19 protein-coding genes and 1 pseudogene are annotated in these 24,819 nt (G+C 32.7%); 14 read left to right on the forward strand and 6 right to left on the reverse strand.

All coding sequences use genetic code 11. The features are described from left to right. Positions 1-146 precede the first annotated feature (146 nt). Positions 147-2,015, forward strand: coding sequence for an FUSC family protein (locus LG295_RS02575; RefSeq protein ID WP_404476323.1), 1,869 nt, complete (start codon positions 147-149; stop codon positions 2,013-2,015). Positions 2,016-2,164: 149 nt separating this feature from the next. Here the strand turns inward: LG295_RS02575 and LG295_RS02580 are convergent, their stop codons facing one another. Both LG295_RS02580 and LG295_RS02585 read right to left on the reverse strand, forming a co-directional pair. Further along, entirely contained in the window at positions 2,165-3,382 is a 1,218-nt protein-coding gene (locus tag LG295_RS02580) for a 5,10-methylene-tetrahydrofolate dehydrogenase (protein WP_404476326.1), read from the reverse strand. Then, complete coding sequence (locus LG295_RS02585; RefSeq protein WP_318832630.1) at positions 3,382-4,542, reverse strand: hypothetical protein; 1,161 nt, start codon at positions 4,540-4,542, stop codon at positions 3,382-3,384. The genes LG295_RS02580 and LG295_RS02585 overlap by 1 nt, the downstream gene beginning before the upstream one ends. Before the next feature lie 183 nt (positions 4,543-4,725). Between LG295_RS02585 and LG295_RS02590 the strand changes: the two genes are divergently transcribed. The 13 genes from LG295_RS02590 (at position 4,726) to LG295_RS02650 (ending at position 20,547) form a co-directional block, all read left to right on the forward strand. Next, positions 4,726-5,139, forward strand: coding sequence for a DUF2188 domain-containing protein (locus tag LG295_RS02590; protein WP_107530188.1), 414 nt, complete (start codon positions 4,726-4,728; stop codon positions 5,137-5,139). A 327-nt stretch (positions 5,140-5,466) separates the two neighbouring features. Next, positions 5,467-6,162 (forward strand): GTP pyrophosphokinase family protein, encoded by a 696-nt coding sequence (locus LG295_RS02595; RefSeq protein WP_107530190.1) that lies wholly within the window; start codon positions 5,467-5,469, stop codon positions 6,160-6,162. A 60-nt stretch (positions 6,163-6,222) separates the two neighbouring features. Next, on the forward strand, positions 6,223-6,969 hold the full coding sequence (locus LG295_RS02600) for a MerR family transcriptional regulator (protein ID WP_326018360.1): 747 nt from the start codon (positions 6,223-6,225) through the stop codon (positions 6,967-6,969). Positions 6,970-7,178: 209 nt separating this feature from the next. Beyond that, positions 7,179-7,859: a GntR family transcriptional regulator gene (locus tag LG295_RS02605; protein ID WP_107530192.1), complete on the forward strand. Its 681-nt coding sequence runs from the start codon at positions 7,179-7,181 to the stop codon at positions 7,857-7,859. A gap of 35 nt (positions 7,860-7,894) precedes the next feature. After that, a complete protein-coding gene (gene gntK / locus LG295_RS02610) occupies positions 7,895-9,433 on the forward strand; it encodes a gluconokinase (RefSeq protein ID WP_107530194.1) in 1,539 nt (512 codons plus the stop codon). Positions 9,434-9,641: 208 nt separating this feature from the next. Beyond that, positions 9,642-11,000, forward strand: a complete 1,359-nt coding sequence (locus tag LG295_RS02615; protein WP_107530196.1) for a gluconate:H+ symporter — start codon at positions 9,642-9,644, stop codon at positions 10,998-11,000. A gap of 241 nt (positions 11,001-11,241) precedes the next feature. After that, positions 11,242-12,015, forward strand: coding sequence for an SDR family oxidoreductase (locus LG295_RS02620; protein WP_107554315.1), 774 nt, complete (start codon positions 11,242-11,244; stop codon positions 12,013-12,015). A gap of 298 nt (positions 12,016-12,313) precedes the next feature. Further along, positions 12,314-13,387, forward strand: a complete 1,074-nt coding sequence (locus LG295_RS02625) for a hypothetical protein (RefSeq protein WP_326020795.1) — start codon at positions 12,314-12,316, stop codon at positions 13,385-13,387. A gap of 122 nt (positions 13,388-13,509) precedes the next feature. Further along, entirely contained in the window at positions 13,510-14,724 is a 1,215-nt protein-coding gene (locus LG295_RS02630) for an AraC family transcriptional regulator (RefSeq protein ID WP_326000480.1), read from the forward strand. Between the two features lie 519 nt (positions 14,725-15,243). Further along, the gene (locus LG295_RS02635) at positions 15,244-16,647 is read left to right on the forward strand and encodes an MFS transporter (RefSeq protein WP_404476332.1); all 1,404 of its coding nucleotides are present in this window, start codon (positions 15,244-15,246) and stop codon (positions 16,645-16,647) included. Positions 16,648-16,681: 34 nt separating this feature from the next. Next, positions 16,682-18,475 carry a beta-glucuronidase gene (gene uidA, locus LG295_RS02640; protein WP_318832635.1) on the forward strand — a complete coding sequence of 598 codons (1,794 nt, stop codon included), beginning with the start codon at positions 16,682-16,684 and terminating at the stop codon, positions 18,473-18,475. 354 nt (positions 18,476-18,829) lie between these two features. Then, positions 18,830-19,510, forward strand: a complete 681-nt coding sequence (locus LG295_RS02645) for a DUF5694 domain-containing protein (RefSeq protein ID WP_119585351.1) — start codon at positions 18,830-18,832, stop codon at positions 19,508-19,510. 26 nt (positions 19,511-19,536) lie between these two features. Further along, positions 19,537-20,547, forward strand: a complete 1,011-nt coding sequence (locus LG295_RS02650) for a siderophore ABC transporter substrate-binding protein (protein WP_404476335.1) — start codon at positions 19,537-19,539, stop codon at positions 20,545-20,547. A 278-nt stretch (positions 20,548-20,825) separates the two neighbouring features. Here the strand turns inward: LG295_RS02650 and isaB are convergent, their stop codons facing one another. The 4 genes and pseudogenes from isaB to LG295_RS02670 form a co-directional block, all read right to left on the reverse strand. Beyond that, the gene (gene isaB / locus LG295_RS02655) at positions 20,826-21,335 is read right to left on the reverse strand and encodes an immunodominant staphylococcal antigen IsaB family protein (protein ID WP_107530215.1); all 510 of its coding nucleotides are present in this window, start codon (positions 21,333-21,335) and stop codon (positions 20,826-20,828) included. Between the two features lie 253 nt (positions 21,336-21,588). Next, positions 21,589-21,792, reverse strand: a pseudogene (locus tag LG295_RS02660) (transposase); the annotation flags it as partial. A 158-nt stretch (positions 21,793-21,950) separates the two neighbouring features. After that, positions 21,951-23,675 carry a glycoside hydrolase family 3 N-terminal domain-containing protein gene (locus LG295_RS02665; protein WP_326019813.1) on the reverse strand — a complete coding sequence of 575 codons (1,725 nt, stop codon included), beginning with the start codon at positions 23,673-23,675 and terminating at the stop codon, positions 21,951-21,953. 3 nt (positions 23,676-23,678) lie between these two features. Continuing rightward, positions 23,679-24,524, reverse strand: a complete 846-nt coding sequence (locus tag LG295_RS02670) for an HAD hydrolase-like protein (protein ID WP_318832640.1) — start codon at positions 24,522-24,524, stop codon at positions 23,679-23,681. Between the last annotated feature and the right edge of the window lie 295 nt (positions 24,525-24,819).

A 24,819-nucleotide genomic window follows, 5' to 3' on the forward strand; every position in this document is an offset into this window, starting at 1 on the left:
AATAGGAAATCACATCTTTGATTTCTGTCCCGCTCTATTTATGTGGCGGAAGATTTAATAAAATGATACATAGCATTGTAAAATAGAAAAGGAGATGTTTGACCATATTGACTAATTATATAAAATCTTTACTACGGTTCGATTCAATGAAGGTTGATGTAGCAAAAGGAATTAGACAATGTATCTTAATGTTAATTCCTTTACTTATTGGTTATGTTACTGGCTATTTTTCTATAGGCTTACTAATTTCAACTGGTACCTTGGCACATATCTATGTCTTTGGAGGTCCTGCTAAATCTAAATTACGCATGGTGCTTTTTTCAGCAATAGGTTTATCTTTAGCTATGGTTCTAGGGACATTAACCGTTAGCCAACCAATCATATTTGGTGTATTACTATTAGTTGTTTCCGTAATACCATACTACATCTTTAGCTCTCTCAATATCCCTGGACCGTCTTCCACGTTTTTTATCGTTGCATTTAGTTTGCCAATCAACTTGCCTGTAGCCCCAGAAGAAGCTTTAACAAGAGGCGGCGCAATGTTCGTCGGAGGACTACTAGCAACTGTTATTGTGATATTAGTAATAATGTTATCCAAAGAATCTACAGAATCAAAAGCAATTAAAAATGATTACAATATAATCAAGCAATTGATTTATAATTTTGACGATGCAAAGGCGTTTGCTAAAGCGTCACAATTTGCAGTAACGGCATTTAGAAATTCAGATATTCAACTCATCACATCAAGTACAGCGAAATCAAAAGAATCAGCAGAATTTCAACGTCTGTTATTGTTACATAATACGGCGCAAGGTATTCATTCCGAATTATTGGAGCTGAATGAAAAGGATGCACGCCCGTTGCCAGAAGAAATAAAAGAGATGACAGATTATGTAATTAAACGTGTTTATTCACATGGTAATACGACCCGTCAATGGACACAAAAAGTAGAAGTAGATGCTGTATATCAAAATTTAGTTGATAGTATTATTAAAGTAGATGCGATTATGAATGCAGACAGTGAACGTGTGGAACATGAAATAGATATTCGGGTACCAATTTATGGACAACGTATGATACAAAATTTAACTTTAGATTCATTTGTATTTAGAAATACAATACGTTATATCGTCATCATGGCAATTGCTATTTTTATAGCGCTCATGTTCGACTTTGAAAAAGCTTATTGGATTCCCTTGAGTGCACATACTGTATTATTAGGATCGACTACATTGCATAGTTTTGAACGTGCAGGGGCAAGAGGAATAGGTACTATTATTGGTGTGTTATTCTTATCACTCATATTATTAGCAACGCCGCCAATTCCGGTAGCAATTATATTATTGGCAGTTGCAGCAGGTATAACAGAAATGTTCGTTGGTGCCAACTATTCGTTTGCAGTAATATTTATTACAATACAAGTTATTTTATTAAATGGACTTGCGTCTAACCATTTGACTATCTTAATTGCTTTACCAAGAGTAATAGATGTTATAGTAGGTATCCTCATTGCAGTTGTTTGTTTGCTATTTATTGGCAGAAAAACGGCTTCATCTATGTTGCCAGATACTTTAGCAGCAGTTGCTAGAGATGAAGCAGTCATTTTCCATTATCTATTTTCTAGTAATAAATATGCTTCAAGGGAACAAGATAAACATGAAATGCTAAAACTCAGCGTTAAATTAAATAATATGACGCAAGTTTATAACAGTGCAAATGGTGAAATATTTAGTAATAAAATGGTGATACAATACTATTATCCGAGTATTTATGCTTTGGAAGAAATCAGTTTTATACTGATAAGAGCTTTAAGTAATGAACAACGTTATCATATAGATGATGATACAATGGGAGATTATTTATTGGTTTTTGAGAATATTGCTAAACACTTTGAAAGAGGTAATCATATTCAATGGAAAACATTACCAGATTTACCTCAGTACGCACATGTAAAAACGTCACTGTTGAGTATTCAAACTAACTGTTTGCATGTTAGGCAAGAAGCGACAGTATAACTAAATGTATAAAACAAGCCACCCTTTGCTGCTTTATTAGCATTAAGGGTGGCTTATTTGTATAGAGAAAGTCCGTGCTTACCTTGCCTATAATATGATGGGGGAGTATACGGTTTGTCCCGGGTTAGACTGTCGGTATGTGTAGGAACCTAATCGCTATCTTTATATTGCTTAGCCTTTGCTTCGCTTTCTTGCTTTTTCGCTTTAATAGCATATTGAGCATCTTCTTCTCTCTCAGCACGTTCTTTTTCATCTTCGTCCATTTTTTTGTAGCGTTGTTTTTGTCGATAACCATATGTACTTTCTAATATCTGTGATTCATTATTTAAACCAGCACCAATTGCCCCAGCAACGGTGGAAATAGAAGTTGCAAACCATGCGAGATTAATATAAGTAATGAAGTTAGCAGGTCCATTTAACTGTAGCGTTTGTCCTAAATAGCCTGGCGGTAAAACTACGAGCGAAGCCAGTAAAAAAAGACAAAATAAAATTAAGAAATAAAAAACAATAGATACAGTTAATGTTAAAGTAGTTGTTAAATTATATAACATTGTTATTTGTTTATTGTTGCTTTCTTTTGATGATTCCCATAAATTATGTGCAACAATAATCCATACCATCATACCTAAAATGGCAACCAACATAATTAATAGCATGCGCCATACAGAGTAGACAAAACTTAAATTCCACATCGTAGTAAAAACGATACCAAAAGCACCAGTGGTGAAGGCAATCGCAACTACATTACTAAGACTTTTTAACATATTAAACGGATTATTCGCAAATGTCATACCACTAATTAAACGAAATGATCCTTTTGTATTTGAAGAAACATAATATAACGTGTGTTTTGAATCGGTATCTTCAAAGTATTCAGTTTTTGTGACTAAGTTTGAAAAGGGAAATTGAGCATTCAATTGCTGTTCACTTTCGTCTTCGCCTTCCGCTTGTTTCATATTTGATTCATTATATTCATCAATGGCATCAATAATACCTAATATAGAGCGTTGGAGCCGTTTTTTTATAGGACGCCAACCATAAGACGGAATAGAGATTAAACTTGCGCCATTACTACTATTGATATCAAATGCGACAGCATTTCCATTTCTAACGATTGGTAAATCGGTTAGGCCAATTGTATATTGCCATTCGTTGTTATTTTGATAATCAGAAATTTTACGAAATATTTTTTGAACGGTTTCAGCAGAACCAGTAAGAGGGTCAATGATTGTCTCGATTTGCCATTCATGGTTTTCAGAAAAATGTGAGGCAAGCAATTCTGGTAGCTCTGTTTTTAGAAGGCAAGCAATTTTTTCAGTTACGCCAGGAGCTGCAACTAAGCCTATTTTTACAATATTACTACACATTAATTACGCTCCTCTCTATGTGTTTGTTTTTGCCCTACGTAAGAGTGATGTTCTTCGTGTTTATCATAAGTATCTTCGTCTTCTTGTTCTAACTGTTTATTTCTATAATATTGTCTAAATGAATAAGTCACGCGTTTGATTTTCTCTGCATTCTCTACTGTAGAACCCATTGCTCCTGCCAAGATACCTAGAGAAGTTATAAACCAAATTAAATTAATATAGTTAATTAAAGTAGGTTCTTTACTGTTAAGTGTTGTCCAGTTTGAAAATAATTCTGGAGGGACAAAGAGTAAAGTACTAACTGTTAGTAATAGAAATAAACTTAAAAAGTTAAAGAGTGTGATGGTAGTTAAAGTGGTCACTGTAGTGAAATTATAAATATATCTATATAGTTTTTGAGTTTTAGGACTTTGTCGTTCCCATAAATTATAAGAATATATGAGCCAGCAAACCATACCGAATATAGATAACAACATAAGTAATATAAACCGCCAATAATCATATTCTAAACTCAAATCCCAAGGGGTAGAGAAAATCGATATATATGTTCCAGTAGCAAATGAAACTGAAATTATTTTTTTAAAGTCAAAGATTGTGGACCATGGTTCATTTGCATAGGTCATTCCTGCTATTAAGTGAAGCCATCCTATAGTTGTGGACTTTACGATAATACGTTGATGATTTTGATCCTGTGCTTCTTCATTAGGAATTACAGTGTTGAATTGAGTTAATTTAAAATGTCGGTTATTAAGAAGTTGCTTGTCAGAACCACTACTTTGTAATAATTGAATGACATAAGTGATGAAATGTTTCAATTTCTTTTTAAGTGCTATTGCTCCTAAGACGGGCAGTGAAATGAGTGCAATATTATTATCGTAATTGATATCACAGATAACTGTTTTTCGGTTAGAAAAATTTGGTAAATCAGTAATACAAATGGCATAATCCCATTCTTTTTGCTTTTTCATGTTTGTTGCTATATCCATTGCTTTGTCCATGTGCTCAGCAGTACCAACTATAGAAGCAACATGTTTATCAAAGCGCCAACCTTCATCATTTGTCTGTTCCTGAAGTGCTCTAGGTAATTCATCGTATATTTTATTTACCATTTTATGTGGCATATCAGGTGAAGGGATTAAACCAACTGTGATACTCGCCATATAAGCCCCTCCAATCTGTATAGAATTTATTAATTTAATATATGTACTATAATTCCCTTTATAATAACGAGTAATCATGATTAGCTTTACCTTCTATAAAATGAGTTGAGTGCAATGAACGGTTTATACTAATTTATTAGTGGTAAACAGTAAGCAAGAATAAATAGATTGGAAGTGGTGGTCATGCCTTGGACAATGGAAGATTATCCGCAAAGTTGGAAAAATTTTGATGAGTTAGAACGCAAAAAAGCAATTGATATTGGTAATGCCATGTTAAAAGATGGTTATGAGGAAGAAAATGTAATTCCCATCGCAACTAAACAAGCTGAATCTTGGTATAAAGATGCTTCAGACAGTGAATTAAAGGAACTAAAAAATAAAAAAATTACACAGCATAAACAAGATGATTCAGCTAATCCGAAATTAAACCAAAAAGACGTTCATGTGTATTATGAAGATAACGAATGGAAAGTTAAATCAGATGGTGCAAAACAAGCATCAGATACTTTTCCTAAAAAAGAAGATGCGATGAAACGAGCACGTAATATTACAGATAACCGTGAAACAGAAATTATAGAGCATAAAAAGAACGAATAACTACATGGACTAGTCATAAGATTATATAATTGTTGAAATAGTAAAATAGTTTTTGACATTAGTAGATGTTAAGGGCTATTTAGTCTGTAATTCATAGCCATATATGTCGGGGCGGGACAATGAAATCATTTCAGCAAAAATTGATTTCTGTCTTGCTCTTTTTATTTGTAATTTTATGAATATTAATTGACTAAAATAAATAAAGTTTTGCAATCATCACGCGTTTTATATGGTAGAAATTATAGAGAAGTATAGCTTTATATTTAAATTGTAAATTAGAATTAGCTATAATGCTCTATAAGAAGTGATTAATTGGAGGTACGAAATATGTACATAGAACGTAAACCTTCGTTAAATGTAGACGACTTGAAGGAAGAATTTAAAGAAAGTATCGACCATATCAATGAGTCAGAAGAGGCTCTAGAAATGGTTGTTGGTTTTGTTGCCTTGGAACAACTATATTCTTCAGCATTAAAAGAAGTAAGTACAAAACTAGATATATTAGATGATCAATTTCAGCAGATGTACAAACATAATCCAATACATCATATGGAACGTCGTGTTAAAGAGATGAGAAGTTTGATAAACAAATTAGCACGTAAGGGCTGTGATATAAGTACAGAATCCGCAAAAGAGAATATATTAGATGTAGCTGGTATCCGTGTGGTTTGTAATTATTTGGATGATATTTATGTGATTGAAGATTTATTGCTTAAACAGGCAGATGTTACTTTGATAAAGCGTAAAGATTATATCGAACATCCAAAAGAAAATGGATATCGTAGTCTGCATATTGTAGTGACTATACCAGTTTACTTAGCACATTCTATGGAGCTTGTACCCGTAGAAATACAAATAAGAACAATAGGGATGGATATGTGGGCTAGTCTAGAACATAAAATTCGTTATAAAAATAGTGAAAATACAGAAAAATATAGATCTGTATTGAAACAGTGTGCAACAGACATTACTTCTGTAGAAAGCAAATTACAAGATATTTATTCAGAAGTATTTAAAAATTAATTAAATGATTTGCTGATTACGTAACGTCATCATGTATATTTTTATTGAGGAGGTATAAAAATGACTCAATATCAAACAGGTGAATTAGCAAAGCAGTGTAATGTCTCAATAAGAACCATTCAATATTATGATAGAAAGGGTCTGTTAACTTCAACTAAAACTGAAGATAATGGAAGACGTGTATTTGACGAACAAAGTAAGCAAGATTTAGAAATTGTTTTAATTCTTAAGCGCTTTGGATTTAGTTTGAAAGATATTAAAAAAATTATTGTAGAAGAGAATAAATTAAAGACGATACGATCCATGATTGAACAAAGAGCATTAAACATAGAGCATGAAATTCAAAAAAATCAAATGCTTTTGTCAGAAATTAAGCAATTTAAAAGTTATATCAGTAAAAATTCAGAGGCCCCGTTAAATAAATTGTTAGAAACCAGTCAATATGTAGCAAATAAAGGAAACATGAGCACATTAACAAGAGCAATTGTATATCGAATGTTACCGATGGCGATTGTACAATATACGGCTATTGTAACAAGTATTATTACGAGAAAGTGGTGGCCAAGTTTTGTTGTATTACCATTTTTGATGATTTTTGCTGTCTATTTTACGCATTTTATCTATAAGCGCTTGAAATATGTTTGTCCAAATTGTCAGGAAGTTTTTAAACCAAATATAAAGTCCTGGCTCTTTGCATCACATACAATGAAGACTAGAAAACTACAGTGTCCTTATTGTCATGAGATTAGTCATTGTATGGCAATCGGACAGAAAATGGAAGATTCAAACATACTAAGAAAAGTGTAATTAAGATAAGAAATAAAATATTTACACATTTACATTAGCGTCACTAAATAAAATTTTTGCCGACACGTTTGGTCTAAAAAACCTGCTGTGTCGGTTTTTTATGCCATTTACCATATTAATCAACAGTTGCAAGCGCTTGCAATATTGATAGTTGTGTATTACCATACTTGTATACAAGTATATCGTATTGATGGAGAGGTGGTGTTTTAGTGGATTATTCATATCCTGAACAATGGTTAGACGGTGTGTCAAAAGGCGAAATGATTGCAGCTGAAATTCGTTTGAGAATTGTTGATGGTACGATAACACCTGACACTTTATTGACGGAAAATCAAATTGCCAAAGAATTTAACGTCAGTAGGTCACCAGTTAGAGATGCTTTTAAATTGTTAAAACAAGATCAATTAATTCATCTAGAAAGAATGGGTGCAGAAGTTTTACCATTTGATGATAATGAGAAAAAAGAACTTTATGATTTAAGAATTATGCTTGAGTCATTTGCGTTCAGTAGGATTAAGCCCAAAATGCATAATCAAATTGTAAAAGAATTAAGAAAACAATTGGAAATGATGAAGGTAGCGGTCAAATTTGAAGACGCAGAAGCGTTTACTGAACATGATATGAAATTTCATGAAGTAACAATCATGGCGTCTAAGCATCAATACTTAAAAACATGTTGGAATAATTTACGCCCAGTAATGGAAGCACTTATTTTGCTATCTATGCGTAAACGAATGAATGAAACCCCTGAAGACTTTGAAAGAATTCACCAAAACCACGAAGTATTTATTGAAGCAATTGCGAATAAAGATGCGTATAAATTGAAAGAAGCATTTCATTTAAACTTTGATGACGTAGGTGATGATATCGAAAGCTTTTGGTTAACTTAGCATTTTAACGCAGTAAAGAATCGGGAGGCAAAAGCATGAAATACATGATAGGTGTCGATATAGGCACAACAAGCACGAAATCAGTGCTTTATGACGAAAAAGGTCAATTTATAATGAAACATAATATCGGTTATCCTTTGCATACACCGAATGTCGAAATATCAGAAGAAAATCCAGATGAGTTATTTGATGCGGTATTAATGACAATCAAATATGTCATGAGAGAAGCTGATATTGATAAAAAGGACTTGAAATTAGTTTCATTTAGCGCTCAAATGCATAGTCTTATAGCAATGGATGCTAGCAATCAACGTTTGACTGAAAATTTAACTTGGGCTGATAATAGAGCGAGCAAATACGCAGAAGAAATTAAAAATAACCATAACGGTGATGCGATTTATCAAAGAACTGGAACACCAATACATCCTATGTCTCCATTATCTAAAATATTTTGGATGAAGCATGAACAACAAGAAATATATAATCAAACAGCTATTTTTGCTGATATCAAAACGTATATTTTCTATCAATTATTCGAGCAATTTGTAATAGACCATTCTATGGCATCATCAACAGGTATGTTGAATTTGGAAACATTATCTTGGGATAAAGAAGCGCTCGAACTATTAGGTATTAACGAATCACAATTGCCTGAACTTGTACCAACGACACATATATTAAAAGGTATGAAACGTCGTTATGCAACATTGATGGGCATTGATGAGCATACACCAATCGTTGTTGGCGCAAGTGACGGTGTGTTATCTAATTTAGGCGTGAATGCTTTTAAAAAAGGCGAAGTCGCTGTAACTATAGGTACTTCAGGTGCTATAAGAACGGTCATAGATAAACCACGTACAGATTATAAAGGAAGAATCTTTTGCTATGTATTAACAGATAATCATTATGTTATCGGTGGCCCTGTTAATAATGGTGGCGTAGTACTACGATGGTTACGTGATGAGTTATTAGCAAGTGAAGTTGAAACAGCAAAACGTTTAGGAGTAGATCCATATGATGTACTAACTAAAATTGCTAATCGAGTTAAGCCTGGTGCAGAAGGCCTCATATTCCACCCATATTTAGCAGGTGAACGAGCGCCATTATGGAACGCAGATGCGAGAGGTTCTTTCTTTGGATTGACGTTATCTCATAAAAAGGAACACATGATTAGAGCTGCCTTAGAAGGTGTTCTTTATAATCTATATACAGTTTATTTAGCTTTGATTGAGGTTATGGATGAGACACCATCAACTATTAAAGCTACTGGTGGTTTCGCTAAAAGTGAAGTTTGGCGTCAAATGATGGCAGATATTTTCGATACTAATCTAAGTGTCCCAGAAAGTTATGAAAGCTCATGCTTAGGTGCTTGTGTATTAGGAATGAAAGCGTTAGGAGAAATTGAGGATTTCTCAATTATTGAGGAAATGGTTGGTACTACAAATGAACATAAACCAAATGAGGACAATGTGAAAATATACCAACGATTAATTTCAATATTTATAAACTTAAGCCGTTCATTAGAGGATCGTTATACAGAAATTTCAGCGTTCCAACGTGAACATATGGATTAATGATAATCAAGTAAGTAGGTTGGAGGAGAAGGAAAGCTGTAATTAGTAGTTGTCATTGCGTGACAATTTATTTAATTGCCTTTCCTACATACCTATAAATAGCACAGTGAGGAAAGTTTTTTTAGAACAAAAAGAAAGCGTTATCAAGATTGGGATAGCTATGTCTGTTAGCTATATTCATTCTTTACTATGGAAGGGGAGAACGATGATGTTTGAAACAATTTGGCCATTGGCTACGGTGGTAATAGGTATTATCGTATTACTATCATTAATAATTTTCTTGAAATTAAATACATTTATTTCATTAATCATTACATCTATTGTAACTGCAATATTACTGGGAATGCCTTTAGATAAAATAATAGAAACTGTTGAAAATGGTATGGGCAGTACACTTGGCCATATTGCTTTGATTTTTGGACTTGGCGCCATTTTAGGTAAATTACTTGCTGATGGTGGTGGCGCAACGCGTATAGCTGACACGTTGATTAAAAAGTTTGGCTATAAACATGTACAATGGGCAATGCTTGTTGCAGCATTTATTGTAGGTATCGCACTATTCTTTGAAGTGGGATTAGTATTATTAATACCATTAGTGTTTACTATAGCTAAGCGTGCAAATGTATCACAGTTGAAACTAGGTTTACCAATGGTAGTAGCTCTATCTGTAACACATGGCTTCTTGCCACCACATCCAGGACCAGTAGTTATTGCAAAAGAATTGGAAGCTAACCTTGGCCATGTGTTAATGTACGGTATTATTATTGCTATTCCTGTTACATTGATAGCGGGACCGTTATTTAATAAAATTGCACAAAAAATCGCACCAACTGCTTATACTCGTGAAGGTGACATATCAGCATTAGGTGCACAAAGAGAATTTAGTGAAGCTGAAATGCCAGGATTTAGTATTAGTTTACTAACAGCTGTTTCACCAGTTATCCTAATGTTGTTTTCTACAATTGTACAGTTAATTACAGGTAATGAAACAGCGACGAACGGTTTTGAATCTGTAGTTTACTTTATAGGTACAGCGGGAACGGCGATGCTTATTGCAGTATTAATTGCCATATTTACAATGGGAATTAAGCAAGGGCGCAACAATTCAGAAATTATGGATTCAGTATCTAACGCAATTTATCCAATTGGTATGATGATTTTAATTATTGGAGGTGGTGGTACCTTCAAACAAGTACTAATTGATGGTGGTGTTGGAGATACCATTGCTAAATTGTTCGTAGGTACAGAAATGTCTCCTATACTATTAGCGTGGATTGTGGCTGCAGTATTACGTATTGCACTAGGGTCTTCAACAGTAGCGGCGATTTCTTCAACGGGAATAGTATTACCGTTATTACAAGCGTCAGATGTTAACGTGGCTTTAGTAGTGCTTGCGATAGGTGCAGGTAGTGTTATATTATCCCATGTTAATGATGCAGGGTTCTGGATGTTTAAGGAATATTTTGGCTTAACAGTCAAGGAAACATTTTTAACTTGGTCACTACTGGAAACAGTAATTTCAGTTTCAGGACTCGTGTTTATATTAATATTAAGTATTTTTGTATAAACTATTTAAAGATTAACTATAAATTAGTTGAATATATTACAGCAGAAAATTAGGATAAAAAATCTAATAACAAGCGTTCATTGAACTAATAAAGTAATGACAATGAAAAAACTTGAGGAGACAGGTGTGCGAAATCAAACTTTGGTTTCTACCTGACTCCTTTATTTTTATCAACACAATGACAATTTAAAATTATATAATATAAGTAAATAATATTATGACTAACAAGGAGGAACTATAAATGACAAAATTTAATACGGATAGTTTTTCTGTAAAAGGAAAAAATGCAATTGTGACAGGTGGTGCTAGAGGTTTAGGCAAATATTATACTATCGCATTAACGATGTATGGCGCTAATGTCACAGTTGTAAGTTCTTCAAATCAAGCGTGGGAAGCTTTAAAAGAAAGTGTGGAACAGAATGAAGGTGAAGTGTCTTTTATACAACAAGATCTAAAAGAACAAGGTGCAGCAGAAAAAGTTGTTGCGCAAGCAGTGGAAACATGGGGAAGTTTAGATATTTTAGTAAATAATGCTGGCGTTCAAATTCGAAATAATGTCTTAGACTATAAAGATGAAGACTGGCAAAATGTTATAGATATCAATTTGAACGCAACGTATTATATGGCACATGAAGCGGCTAAAGTTATGACAGAACAGCAAACTGGTAAAATGATTAATATAGGTTCTATGCAGTCATATCGTGCAGGTAAAAATATCTTTCCATATGCAGCTAGTAAACATGGCGTCGTAGGTATTACACGTGCATACGCTGATGCATTAGCACCTTATAACATTCAAGTGAATGCACTTTCTCCTGGTTACATTCGTACTGATATGACTAAAGTATTAGAAGAAGATCCAATAAGAGGGCCAGAAATTAAAGGACACATACCATCTGGTGAGTGGGGAGTGCCTGAAGATTTAATGGGACCTTTAATATTTTTAGCAAGTAGTGCATCTGACTATGTTACAGGGACAACATTACCTGTTGATGGTGGTTATTTATTAAGATAACAAGTTATTCATAGCAGTTAGCTATAAGAGGTGAGTACAACGTGTTTGTACTTGCCTCTTTTTTATGTAACATTGAAGATTAGTAATAAACTAAGTAATCAGCTCAAAGATATACTATTGAAAATACAACATAAATTACGCTTTAAATGATAAAATGTAGAAACGATTGCTCATTATATATGATAGATGGGATATCGATTTATAAATGAGTCAGAAAGTTAAGCTATATAAATTTAATCATTTTATGATGATTTAAGGGGTAAGTTATTTTGTCTTTTTAATTTAGGGGGATTACATTATGAAAAGAATCTTATTAATTGCAAGTGCATTTATTGGTGTCATTGTAGGCGCTGGTTTTGCTTCTGGCCAAGAAGTACTTCAATATTTTACAAGTTTTGGCATTATGGGCACGTTTGGTGCAATTATTACAACGGCACTATTTACTTATGTGGGTATGATGCTTGTATGGCTAGGAAGTAAATTTAAGACAGATTCTCATAAAGAAGTGATACATAATATAACGGGAAAATCATTGGTAGGAAAAGTACTTGGTTGGATTATTGACTTAGTTATTATCTTTACATTATTTGGTGTAGGTGTAGTAATGATTGCAGGAGCGGGTTCAAACCTTAATCAACAATTTGGTTTACCTTCTATTGTGGGTACGTTATTAATGACTGCATTAATCTTGATAGCAGGCATGTTAAAGGTTGAAGGTGTGGTAAAAGTTATTGGCAATATAACGCCATTTTTAATTATATTCATTATCCTCATTTCAGTTTATAGTTTTATTACTACAAACACACCATTTTCACAGCTTAATACATTATCAGCCGCTAAACCTTCAACATTACCAAACTGGTTTGTAGCTGGCGTGAACTACGCTTCCTTTAATACTGCTGTTGGTGCTTCAATGGCTATAGTCATGGGAGGATCAGAGAAGCATACGAAGGTTGCTGCAACTGGTGGATTAATTGGTGGGCTTGCTTTAGGTATTATGATTGTATTAAGTCACTTGGCTATTTTCACACAAATTGATATTGTTGGAAATATGGATATGCCAATGTTAGGTATTGTAAACAATATTTCGCCTGTGCTAGGTATTATCATGGCAATCGTTATATTCGGTATGATATTTAATACTGGATTAGGAATGTTTTATGCTTTTGCGTCACGCTTTACGGTAGTAGATACGATGAGATTTAAAATATTCTATACGATAGCAGTTATTGTGGGATTGTGTTTAAGTTTTGTCGGATTTACAGATTTAGTAGCTATATTCTATCCATTAATTGGTTATTTAGGGCTCGTACTTATTTTGGTATTGTGCTATGCACCGTTTAAACTTAAGTTTCATAATAAAAATGCATAAACGATTTAAAAAATGCTATTAAAATAAAATGAAACCTAAGGCTTAATAAAATGAAATTAAATTTATAACCCCATTCCTTTATTTTTAGTTATAATATAATAAAGGAATGGGGTGATTTTTTTATGAATGAGAACACGTTAGAGATTTTACAAATGAATGCACTTCAACTATTGGGTATCCAATTGGAAGGTTATGATATGAGTGATATAAAGGGTATTAGCACACATATTAAAACACCATTTACAAATACTGCAAGAAAACAGTTTAAAACTGAGCTAAAGCACTTTATTGTTCATATGAATAGTAATAAAATTTATCATTATTCTAACAGTTTTGATGTTAATTTTTTGATTTTTAAATTTAAGAAAAATAAGCAGATTTATATCATTGGACCTTATATGGAGCAAAGACCGAATGAACGACGTTGTAATGAGTTACTGCAAAGAGCAGATATTAAAATAACAAAGTTGTCAATCTTAAAACAGTATTTACTTAGTATACCTTTGTGTCATCATGTTAAAGCTCAAAAGATGTGCCGGTTAGCAATTCGCTTTTTAAAAAAGAGAAACGTTGTTTATGAAACAGTGAAGATTGATTTCAAGTTTCATTCAACAATAGAAGTGTTAGCTGAATCAAGAGCACAAATGGATTATACACTACAAGAAATAGAACAACGCTATAATTTAGAGAATCAATTACTTACTGCAGTTGAAAATGGAAATGTGACAGAAGCGTTATCAATTTTAAATGAAATGAATGTATCTGTGGCTGGTTTACGTAGAGTTAAAGATGATATTTCTAATGAACAATATAAAGCATTTCTTATCAATACGTTATGTCGAAAGGCAGGGGAAAAGGCAGGTATTAGCTTAATTCACATTGATGAAATATCCGAGAGGTATGCTGCTATTATTGATCAAACTATGGACAGTGAGATGCTTGATGAAATCATTCATGAAATTGTTAAAGAGTACGCGGAAAGAGCTATGAAGACAAAAGCCAATGCATATAGTCCAAAAGTAAGTAAAGTAATACAGTATATAGAAAGAAATTTGGACAATACGCTGACCTTAAAAGAATTGGCGAGTCATGTTGATTTAGCTCCTAGTTATTTATCTAGGATATTTAATCAAGAAATTCACAAATCAATTTCACAATATATCATTGAACTAAGAATTAAAAAAGCACGTGATTTGATTGCTAGAACTAAGATGACAGTTTCTGAAGTTGCTTCATATGTAGGGTTTAAAGAACAAAGTTACTTCACACAATGCTTTAAAAAGCAATATGGCGTCCCTCCATTAAAATATAGAACAGAGCATAAAGAATTTTACTAAGAAATTAACTTCAAAAAATTAAATTTTATAAAGAAAATTGCTGTTTTGGTAAAAAAAATATAAAAAATGTAAAAATAGTCTTAAAAAATAACCAAAATAGCATGGAAAATGCAATTTTACAATATATTAAAACAATTTAAGTAGTGTATTTGCTAATAAATCGTTTCATTCTATGTATTTTTACAATATACTTTAGTTATAGCTTTTATTCGTGTTATCTCAGGTCAAATCATAAGGATATAAATTATACATTTATAACAACGTTGTTATTTTTGTGTTGACTGTTTTATTTTAAAAAATATAATAAAAGAAAGATCTCTATAAGGGGATGTATTCAATCATTATGAAATGATGAAGAAATTGATAGAGTTACTTTTTTTACACATATAAGAAAACGCTTACAATTTAATGTGTTTTCTTATTGAGTGTTAATTATGAATACAGTTACGAATACATACTAAGAAGTTATTGGAACAATTCATTATCCAATAACTTCAATAGTGGAAAGAGGTAATCGATATGGTTACAGCAAAATTAAAGCCAGCAAACAGTAAACTAAAGCGTTTTAAAGAGATTCAAGAGCCTAGGCTGAAATTTAAGGAAAAGTTATCTTATGGATTTGGTGACCTAGGTAACGGCATGATGTTCGATATGGGACAGATTTACTTACTTTTATTTTATACTGATATATTAGGAATACCTTCGTGGGTAGGAGGTTTAGTATTTTTAGTTTCGAAATTCTTTGATGCCTTTGTTGACACGGCTGTAGGTACAATTGTAGATAACCAAACTAATTTTGCTAAACGTGGTAAATTTAAACCGTTTATTTTATATGGCAGTATTCCGTTAGCAATACTTACAGTCATAACATTTTTATCACCAGAGATAGGACAAACAGGCAAAATTATATGGGCTTTTGGTTCATATTTGTTATTTAATGCAGCTTATTCATTTGTAAATATTCCATATGGTTCACTGTCTGCTTCTATGACTATTAATGCGGATGATCGTACGCAATTATCGGTATTCCGTAACATGGGATCTCAAGGCGCAATGTTTATATCTGGTATTGTCGTTATACCTGTTGTGAGTTTATTTCCAAATCATCAAATAGGTTATCCAATAGCAGTTGGGATGCTTGCTATTGCTGGGGTAATATTCCATATGATTTGTTATAAAGGTGTAACTGAAAGACACACGATTGAAAGACCGAAAGAAAAAGGAATTGGTCGTAAGGCGTTTTTAAATTTATTGAAAAATAGACCATTCATCATATTAGCAATTTATACACTTTTAACAATTAGTGCACTATTTTTACAGCAAGCTTCTCAATTATATTATTTTAAATATGTTTTAGGAGAACAAAATTTAGTTGGGATAGTTAGTACACTCAACTTCCTCGTGCTAATTCCAGCGTTAATATTAACAACGATTTTAAGTAGATTGGTTGGTAAGAAAATGACTGCGATTATAGGTGTAGGAGGATTTATTCTATTCCAATTCATCAATTTCGCTTTTTTCTCAGATCATATCGTGATGTTCTTAGTTATTAATACCGTTGCACAATTACTCTTAGTCATTCCTAATACTGTAACTTGGGCATTTATTGCTGATGTTGTGGAATATGGACAATGGCAATCGGGTCTTAGATCTGAGGGAATTATATATGCGAGCTATAGTTTTACAAGAAAAATATCACAAGGTTTAGCAGGCTTTATACCAGGTGCATCTTTAACACTTATTGGATTTGTTCCTAATGCTACTCAATCAGCAGATACATTACATGGATTGAAAGTATTATTCTTTATCGTTCCTGCGACAGCTTGTTTAATTGCAGTCATACTATTCTTCTTTGCATATCCATTAACTGACCGTAAACATAAACAAATCGTTAAAGAGTTAGCATTGAGAGAAGAATTGTAGATAGATTTAATGAAATTGAAAGGAGTAATTGAGTATGTTGTATCCAGTTGTAAATGAATATAGAAGTATAATTGATTTGAATGGTATATGGCGTTTTAAATTAGAGGAAAATGCAGGTCACATTGATGTGTCACAACCATTAAATACTGAACAAGTCATGGCTGTGCCAGGTTCGTTCAACGATCAAGGTGTCACTGCTAATATTCGTAACCATGTAGGGAATGTTTGGTATGAAAGAACATTTACTGTTCCCAACGTATTAAATAAAGAACGTATTGTTTTAAGATTTGGTTCAGCAACACATAAGGCAACCGTATATATTGATGGTAAAGAGGTAACATCACACCAAGGAGGTTTCCTACCATTTGAAGTAACATTAGATAAAGCTTACACAGTTGGGACGCATCGTTTAACGGTATGCGTAAATAATATATTAGATGAAACAACTTTGCCGGTTGGAGATTATAACGAAATAACAGATGTAGAAGGTAATGTGATTAAGAAAAATACACCAAACTTTGATTTCTTCAATTATGCGGGGTTACATAGACCTGTAAAAATATATACAACACCAAAGATGCATATTCAAGATATTGAAATTGTACCTGAATTACAAGGTGATGATGCTTATGTAAATTATAAAGTGAGCACGAACCATAGCGGAGGGACTGTTGAGGTTCGATTAGTAGATGAAGACAAGCAAGTTATAGCAGAAGCAACAGGTGTAGAAGGTACAATAAAGGTTCAGAATCCACATCTTTGGAAACCATTAAATGCGTATTTATATCATTTAGAAGTGTCGCTTATAGAAGATGGCGTGTTAATTGATACTTATGCTGAGCGATTTGGTATACGTTCTGTCGAAGTGGCTAAGGGTAAATTTTTAATTAATGGAGAGCCGTTTTATTTTAAAGGCTTTGGTAAGCATGAGGACAGTTATTATCATGGCAGAGGTATGAATGAAGTAGCGAATGTATTAGACTTTAATTTGATGAAATGGATAGGAGCAAATTCATTTAGGACTTCGCACTATCCATATTCAGAAGAAATGATGCGTTTAGCTGATGAACAAGGTATAGTGGTGATTGATGAAACGACTGCTGTAGGAGTTCATTTAAACTTTAATGCCATTTTAACTGGTGAAAAAGCAAGAAATACATTTGAAGAAATAGGTACGAAAGCGGCGCATGAAGCTGTGATTAAAGGGTTAATTGAACGCGATAAAAACCATGCATGTGTGGTTATGTGGTCGATTGCCAATGAGCCAGCTTCTGACGAACAGGGGGCTAAAGCATATTTCGAACCATTAGTGAATCTAGCACGAACGTGTGATCCACAACAGAGACCTGTTACAATTGTAACAATACTGACTTCGCAACCAGACACATGCCAAGTTCAAGATTTAGTCGATGTATTATGCTTAAATAGGTACTATGGTTGGTATACGCAAACAGCAGATTTGAAAGCAGCTAAATTGGCACTAGCAGAAGAATTAGATGGTTGGAGTATTAAACAACCAGATAAACCAATTATGTTTACTGAATATGGCGCTGATACAGTGGCAGGAATGCATGCATTAAACGATGAATTATTCACAGAGGAATACCAAATAAGTTATTATGAAGCCAATCATGAAGTTATTGATAAGTATCCACAATTTATTGGAGAACAGGTATGGAATTTTGCAGATTTTGAAACTTCTACTGGTATTATTAGAGTTCAAGGAAATAAGAAAGGGATTTTCACGCGTGAAAGAAGACCAAAAGCCGTTGCTCATTACTTCAAAGAAAGATGGTCAAATATTCCGGATTTTGGATATAAAATATAATAGATAAGGATGGAGTCAGACAGAAATATAATTTATTTAAAAAGGTTTCTGTCATACCCGAGATAAGGACGACTAGGGGCGAAAGCATAACAGACTTAAATGTGAACTAAAGTTCATGCATAAGTCCCACTAGCCTAATATAATGATTAAGAATCTGGGACATAAAGTTCTTGTATAAGTGAAAAAAGGCGATTTCTATTGAAATAAAATAGAAATTGTCTTTTTTAATAGAATTAGATATATCTAAAAATTGAATTGTATATGAGAATAGGTGTGTTATAATTGAGAATAATTATCAATTACAACATGCTTATTTTTTTTAAATTATATAAAACTACTACGGAGGGAACCTATATGAATACTATATACATAGTTAATTTGCCCCACATCAGAGGGACAGAAGAAGAATTAAGTCAACATAAACCCTTAGATTACTATTATAAAGAAGGAATTGCTGTTTCAAATTATTTAAATCAGTTTAGTCCAGAAGTATTATTTATAGAATTAGATAAATCTAATGAAAATGAAATTGCTAAGGATCTAAAACAATTAGAGCGTAACAAAGTACCTTCATATTTTACAGAGTTTCATTTTGCAGCTATGCCTCTTTCGCTATTAAGAAATATCCCAATTCATCCAATAGATGACAATAATAAGGCACAAAGAAAAGTTCTACAAAATAGAGCAGAAACAATGCTACAAAAATGCAATCCAGATCTATATAATCAAATGACGCTTTTTAAAAGTCAGCACAGTCAAACAAAGGATAAAGAAGATAGTATGTTATCTTCTATGTTAAATCAATCTAGAGAAGTAATTCCATTAGAGAAATATTTTTACATTCTTATGCAAGCTGGAGATGTAGGAATCCAATTCATTAACCATTGGTCACAAAGAAATTATAAAATGGCGATGAATACAATTGAGAAGGCGAAAAATTATAAGTGTTCTATATTATTTGTTGGTAAGTCTCATAGTAGATATTTAAAATTTATATTCGAGTCTACAGGTCTCTTTAAAGCAGTTATTATCTAAAAATAAAAAATGAGGGTGTTAATTAAATGAAAAAATTTATCTTACTTATAGTTGTAGCAGTTTTATTGTCAGCATGTAGTCAAAGCAAAAGTAATGAGAAAAAGAAAGATATAGTAAAAATTAAAACAAAATATGACTTACGTGGAGACAGAAAAGATGGTAAAGATGCTGAAGTTAAAAAAGGAACTGTTGTGATTCCTAAAAATCCGAAACGTATTGTTACTTTTGATTATGGCGCAGTCGATACTATTAAGGCATTAGGTCATTCATCCGCGATTAAGGGTATCGCAAAAGGTAAAAACGGAGAAAGTTTACCTGAAGATTTAGCAAGCTTTAAGCAAAAAAAATACGCTAATGTGGGAGAACTAGGGAAACCTAATTATAATGCTGTCGCTAAACAAAAGCCAGATTTAATCATATTTTCTGGACGTACGGCTAGCAAACAAGTACTTGAAGAACTTAAAAAAGCAGCACCGAATGCAAAATTATTATACATAGGTACAGACGATGAACAAACGTTAAGTTCTATTAAAAAAAATACAAGTGATTTAGGGAAAATATTCGATGAATCATCTAAAGCACAAAAATATATAGAAAAATTAAATAAAATTAGTAATAATACTAAAAAAATAGCATCAAAAATCAGTGATAAATCAATGATACTACTAACGAGTGAAGGAGAACTTTCAACATATGGCCCTAAAGATCGTTTTGGTGGTTTAATATATAATGAAATGGGGATGAAACCAGCTAATGAAAAAATAAAAGCAGGTCCACATGGTAAACCTGTAAGCTTAGAATATGTAGCTGAAGAAGATCCAGATATTATTTTTGCTATGGATCGAGACAAAGCTACTTCTGGAAAAGGAACTAGCAGAAAAATTTTGAACAACGATGTATTAAAAGAAGTTTCTGCCGTTAAGAAGAAGCAAATTATAGAGTTAGATCCTAAAGAATGGTATTTCTCTACAAACGGAATTCAATCTAGTATCAAACAGGTAAAAGAACTTAAAAAAAATATCGAACAATTAAAGTAAGCACAAATGAGATTTTGGTAAATGAGGCTTTTTTTAAATATTTTATCCAGAAAAATTTACTATAATTTAAGAATCACATTAATACGTTTTTATAAGGTAATAAACGTCCCCTTCACATAATGGAGGGTGCGTTTTATATTATTTAGACATACATAAGCCTAAATAAAATCATAGATAGACTCTAGTATCTTAAGTTCCAGGAATATAAAACTCAGTAAATAGAAGTTTGATTTGGGTTTGTTGACGCATCTAATCGTATTTACTGTTAATACAATTTATTAAGAAACAGTAGCGCTTGTTACATAACCATCACTGACATGGAAAACTATATTACCATTACCTACTTTATATCCATAAAGTCCTTCGCTTTTTGATTTCTTATTATCATTTAATGGAGGCTGATATTCAAAATTCTCACCATATTGTACACGCATATCTTTAAAACTCACTGCCTTATTTTGGATATCAAATGTGACATTGTTCGCTTTATTACCATCTATCTGTTGAAACTTTTGATCGTATATTTGTTTACTACTAGTACCAGAAGTATACTTGCTATTGACTTTAATACCATTGAACTCTATATTTCCAGATTTGAGCCCATTATAAAAGGATTGGTCTAATACGAAGTCTCCACCTTTTGATGTATATCCAGTATAATTATACCAAGATTGCGTTGTTGATGCTTGTGCTTCACTATGTGTTACATCTTCTTTATAAGCATTTATGCCTAGTGCAGTTCCAAAAACAAACGTACTTGCTACAAAAACCTTTGCAATTTTATTCATACCGTATCACTCCAAATTATAATTTTGATTCATATTACAATCTAATTACAATATAACAGAAATATTACTGAAAGTGTAATAATGAACTATTTGGAATAAAAAGTTACTTAGAACGTGTAGATAAAAATTAATTGATTATTAAGTGAGTAGATTATATATTCTACATTAACAAGCATTTGGATTATTTCTTCAAAATAATAATAAAAAATCACTATTTGTTTTATAAGTAATATTAAGTTTTTTTAGCATGATTAGGGTTTATTCTAAAGCGATTAATTGTTTTATAAGAAGGTGTTTGATTTTGTGACAGCCACATCATTCGGATATTATCATTAAGTAGTTTTTCTATTTTACGATCAGAGAATACGTATTGTGTGTACGCATAGAGAATAATTTTTAACATCATTTTAGGATGATATGATGTAGCACCACGATGATGTTTGAATTCATCGAATTCATATTTATAATGTTTACCCATAAAAATGCCCCCCAAAAAGTTAGATTTTTAGTCCAACTTTTGGGGGGTACATCAAATTAAACCATCTGAGTGCTTCTTTTTCTGGGATTTATGTTCCTAATCCCTATTTATTCATTTATATTATGTTGTTGTCTATATTATAATTTGGCTTGCCATTTATCAGTCCAAACCAAATCGTTATAAGTACCTTTAAAAGTACTCAATCCCATAATTTTATCGACCGTTTGTTTAATAGTTTCAGGGTTAGAATGATAAGCATTTATATAAGCTTTCACCATCGTTGCATCGTGTAAATGAGTTGTGAAGTTTAATGAGACAAACACTGTTGGGACTTCGTGTACATACCAAGGAATTTCATTGCTCATTGCAGTGCCCCATTTGATTCGATAGTTATTTTCAGCAGCATAACCGATAATATTAGCGAAGACAAGTGCTGCATCAACGTCTTCACGATAAGATAATGTCTTACCTTTAACGCGTGTTGAACCATCGTTTAAAGTAACATTAAAACCTCTTGATTCAAGTTCTTTAATAATGTCTTCTGGCACATTATTAGCAGATTTATAAATACCATCTTTTTCACCTTCAATTACATAAAGGCGAATGTTTTTATGTGTTTCTGGACGAATCGGTAATTGATCTAAAGTATTTTTTACGAGGGTAATACCTAAATCAGCAGCTTCAGCACGCATGTCTAAATGTTCTTGGCAACCGATAACTTGCAAGTCTTCTTTAGCGCGAATGATTGTTCCGTCTACTTGTTTTTTGTGTAAATTCAATTGTGCTTTAAGTCCTAAGATACGGCGAACAGCATCATCTAAACGGTCATCTGTGATGATACCATTGTTATATCCGTTAAGCATGAATTGATAATCTTCTTCTAAATCATTGAAGAAGAGGAACATATCACATCCAGCAGCAATTGAAAGAGGTACGTAATCTTCACGACGCATAGAAGCAGTCATACCTAACATGTGACTAGCATCTGTAACGACTAAACCGTTAAAATGCATATCGTCTTTAAGTAAATCAGTGATAAGTTCTTTTGATAATGTTGCTGGTAAAATATCTTTATCTGCTAGGTTTGAGTTTAACTTTTTAGAATAAGCAGGTTGTGCAATATGCCCAGCCATAATCATTTGTACGCCTCGATCAATATGGTGTTGATAAACTTTACGGAAACTATTGTCCCATTCTTCTGTAGATAATTCGTTTACACCTAATACTAAATGCTGATCACGTTCTTCTGTACCATCCCCGGGGAAGTGTTTGATACATGTAATCATGTCATGTTCTGAGTTGAAACCATCAATAAAAGCACTAGAATATTTAATGACCGTTTGTGCCTCTGTACCATATGAGCGTGTATTTACTATAGTATTGCGCCAGTTCTTAAGAATATCTACACACGGGTCGAAATTGATATGTACACCTAATGCTGAAGATTCACGTGCAGAAACGAGTCCAGCATTGTATGCAACCTTAGTATCTTGTGCAGCTTCACATTGTGCTGCACTTGCAATATAAGTGCCATCTTTACATGCGCCATTACCTCCAGAATCACAGTTAGCTGCAACAAGTACAGGTACCTTTGTATTTTGTTGTAAGTCATTGAGTAAGCTTTGTACTTCAACTTTATTGCCGCCTTCATAACGTGCGCCACCAATATGATAACGTTCTAAAACTTCTTTATTACTCAAATCTGCATCGTGGAATTTTTTTCCACCCTCTAATGAAAATAAATTGAAAAAGAGTTGTCCAATTTTTTCTTCACTTGATAAATCTTTTAGTGTTTCTTCAACCCAAGCAATTTGTGTGTCGTCTAGATTATAAGGGGATGTTTTTAGGTTTACTTTTACCATTAATTATTTCACTCCTTCAAAATTATTATAAAAAATAGAAATTAAAGAAGATTGTATGTCTTGATTGAAACGACCTTCTCTAAATAGTTTTAAGTATTTATTGTGAAAATCTAGCCATGATTGATCTTCGTGGCCGGCAAGGATAGGATAAAAATATAAATCATGTGTTTGAGCAGCTTCCAAGTCGCCCTTGGCATCACCTAGCATAATAATATCTTCTAAGTTATAGAATGACTTTAATACTTCGAGACAACGCTCTTTTGTACCTGCTTCTTGGGCGAACATGCCATTCAAGTAAGGTGTTAAATGATAAGATTCCCACTCATGTTGAACTGCAGAAAGATTGGCTGACGATACGATAGCTATATCTGCAAATGAAGCGGCATCTTTTAAGGCATTGCGTACGTGGTTAAAAGGACCGATACTAGGAAGTTCTTTAACGCGTGCATTGACTTTATGAGACCAAGATAAAGCTTTGCGTAAACCAGATTTGTTTGGGTTATCTTCAATAGCTTCTTCTAGACTAGGATTTGAAAAAGATTGTGTAGTTTGTACCCAATGTTTTATGTCGTCATATCCTTGAATGTCTAAACCTTCTGCAACAAGTTCTCCTAACATTTTTTCAAGACCTCTAAAACGATTGATGCCTCTCGTTATTTCATAAAGGTTTAATGCATTCCATCGTTCTAAGATCCTTTCTGATTCATCTTCGAGATGCCATTCTTCGACAAGTGCTGGACCAAAAGCGCGTTCATGTTTAATAGTCATAGAATCAATGGCACATCCATCTGAATCAACGCAAATGAGTTTATTATATTTAGCTTTAAAGTGTGATAAAGATTGAATCATTTTTAAAATTCCTCTCCCATAAGTTTAAATAAAGTGATTATCATCATGTCTTTTACAATCATAATTGAGTTGAGTAGTGTAAAAAACGATTGGAATTATTGTTCTATTAAAGCAGATAATCCATATGATAAAGCGCTTTCTTTACACTATTAAAGTTAGCATTTAGAATTCAAAAAAACTACAGAATAATCATTAATTATGTGATTTAATTCACAAAATTTCTATTTTAGGCTAATTTATTTCTAAAAATGTTAATAAATTTATAAAAAGGAGCGTATATTTCAATAATTCAATT

This window comes from Staphylococcus pseudoxylosus (genome assembly GCF_044794325.1).
GTDB lineage: Bacteria > Bacillota > Bacilli > Staphylococcales > Staphylococcaceae > Staphylococcus > Staphylococcus pseudoxylosus.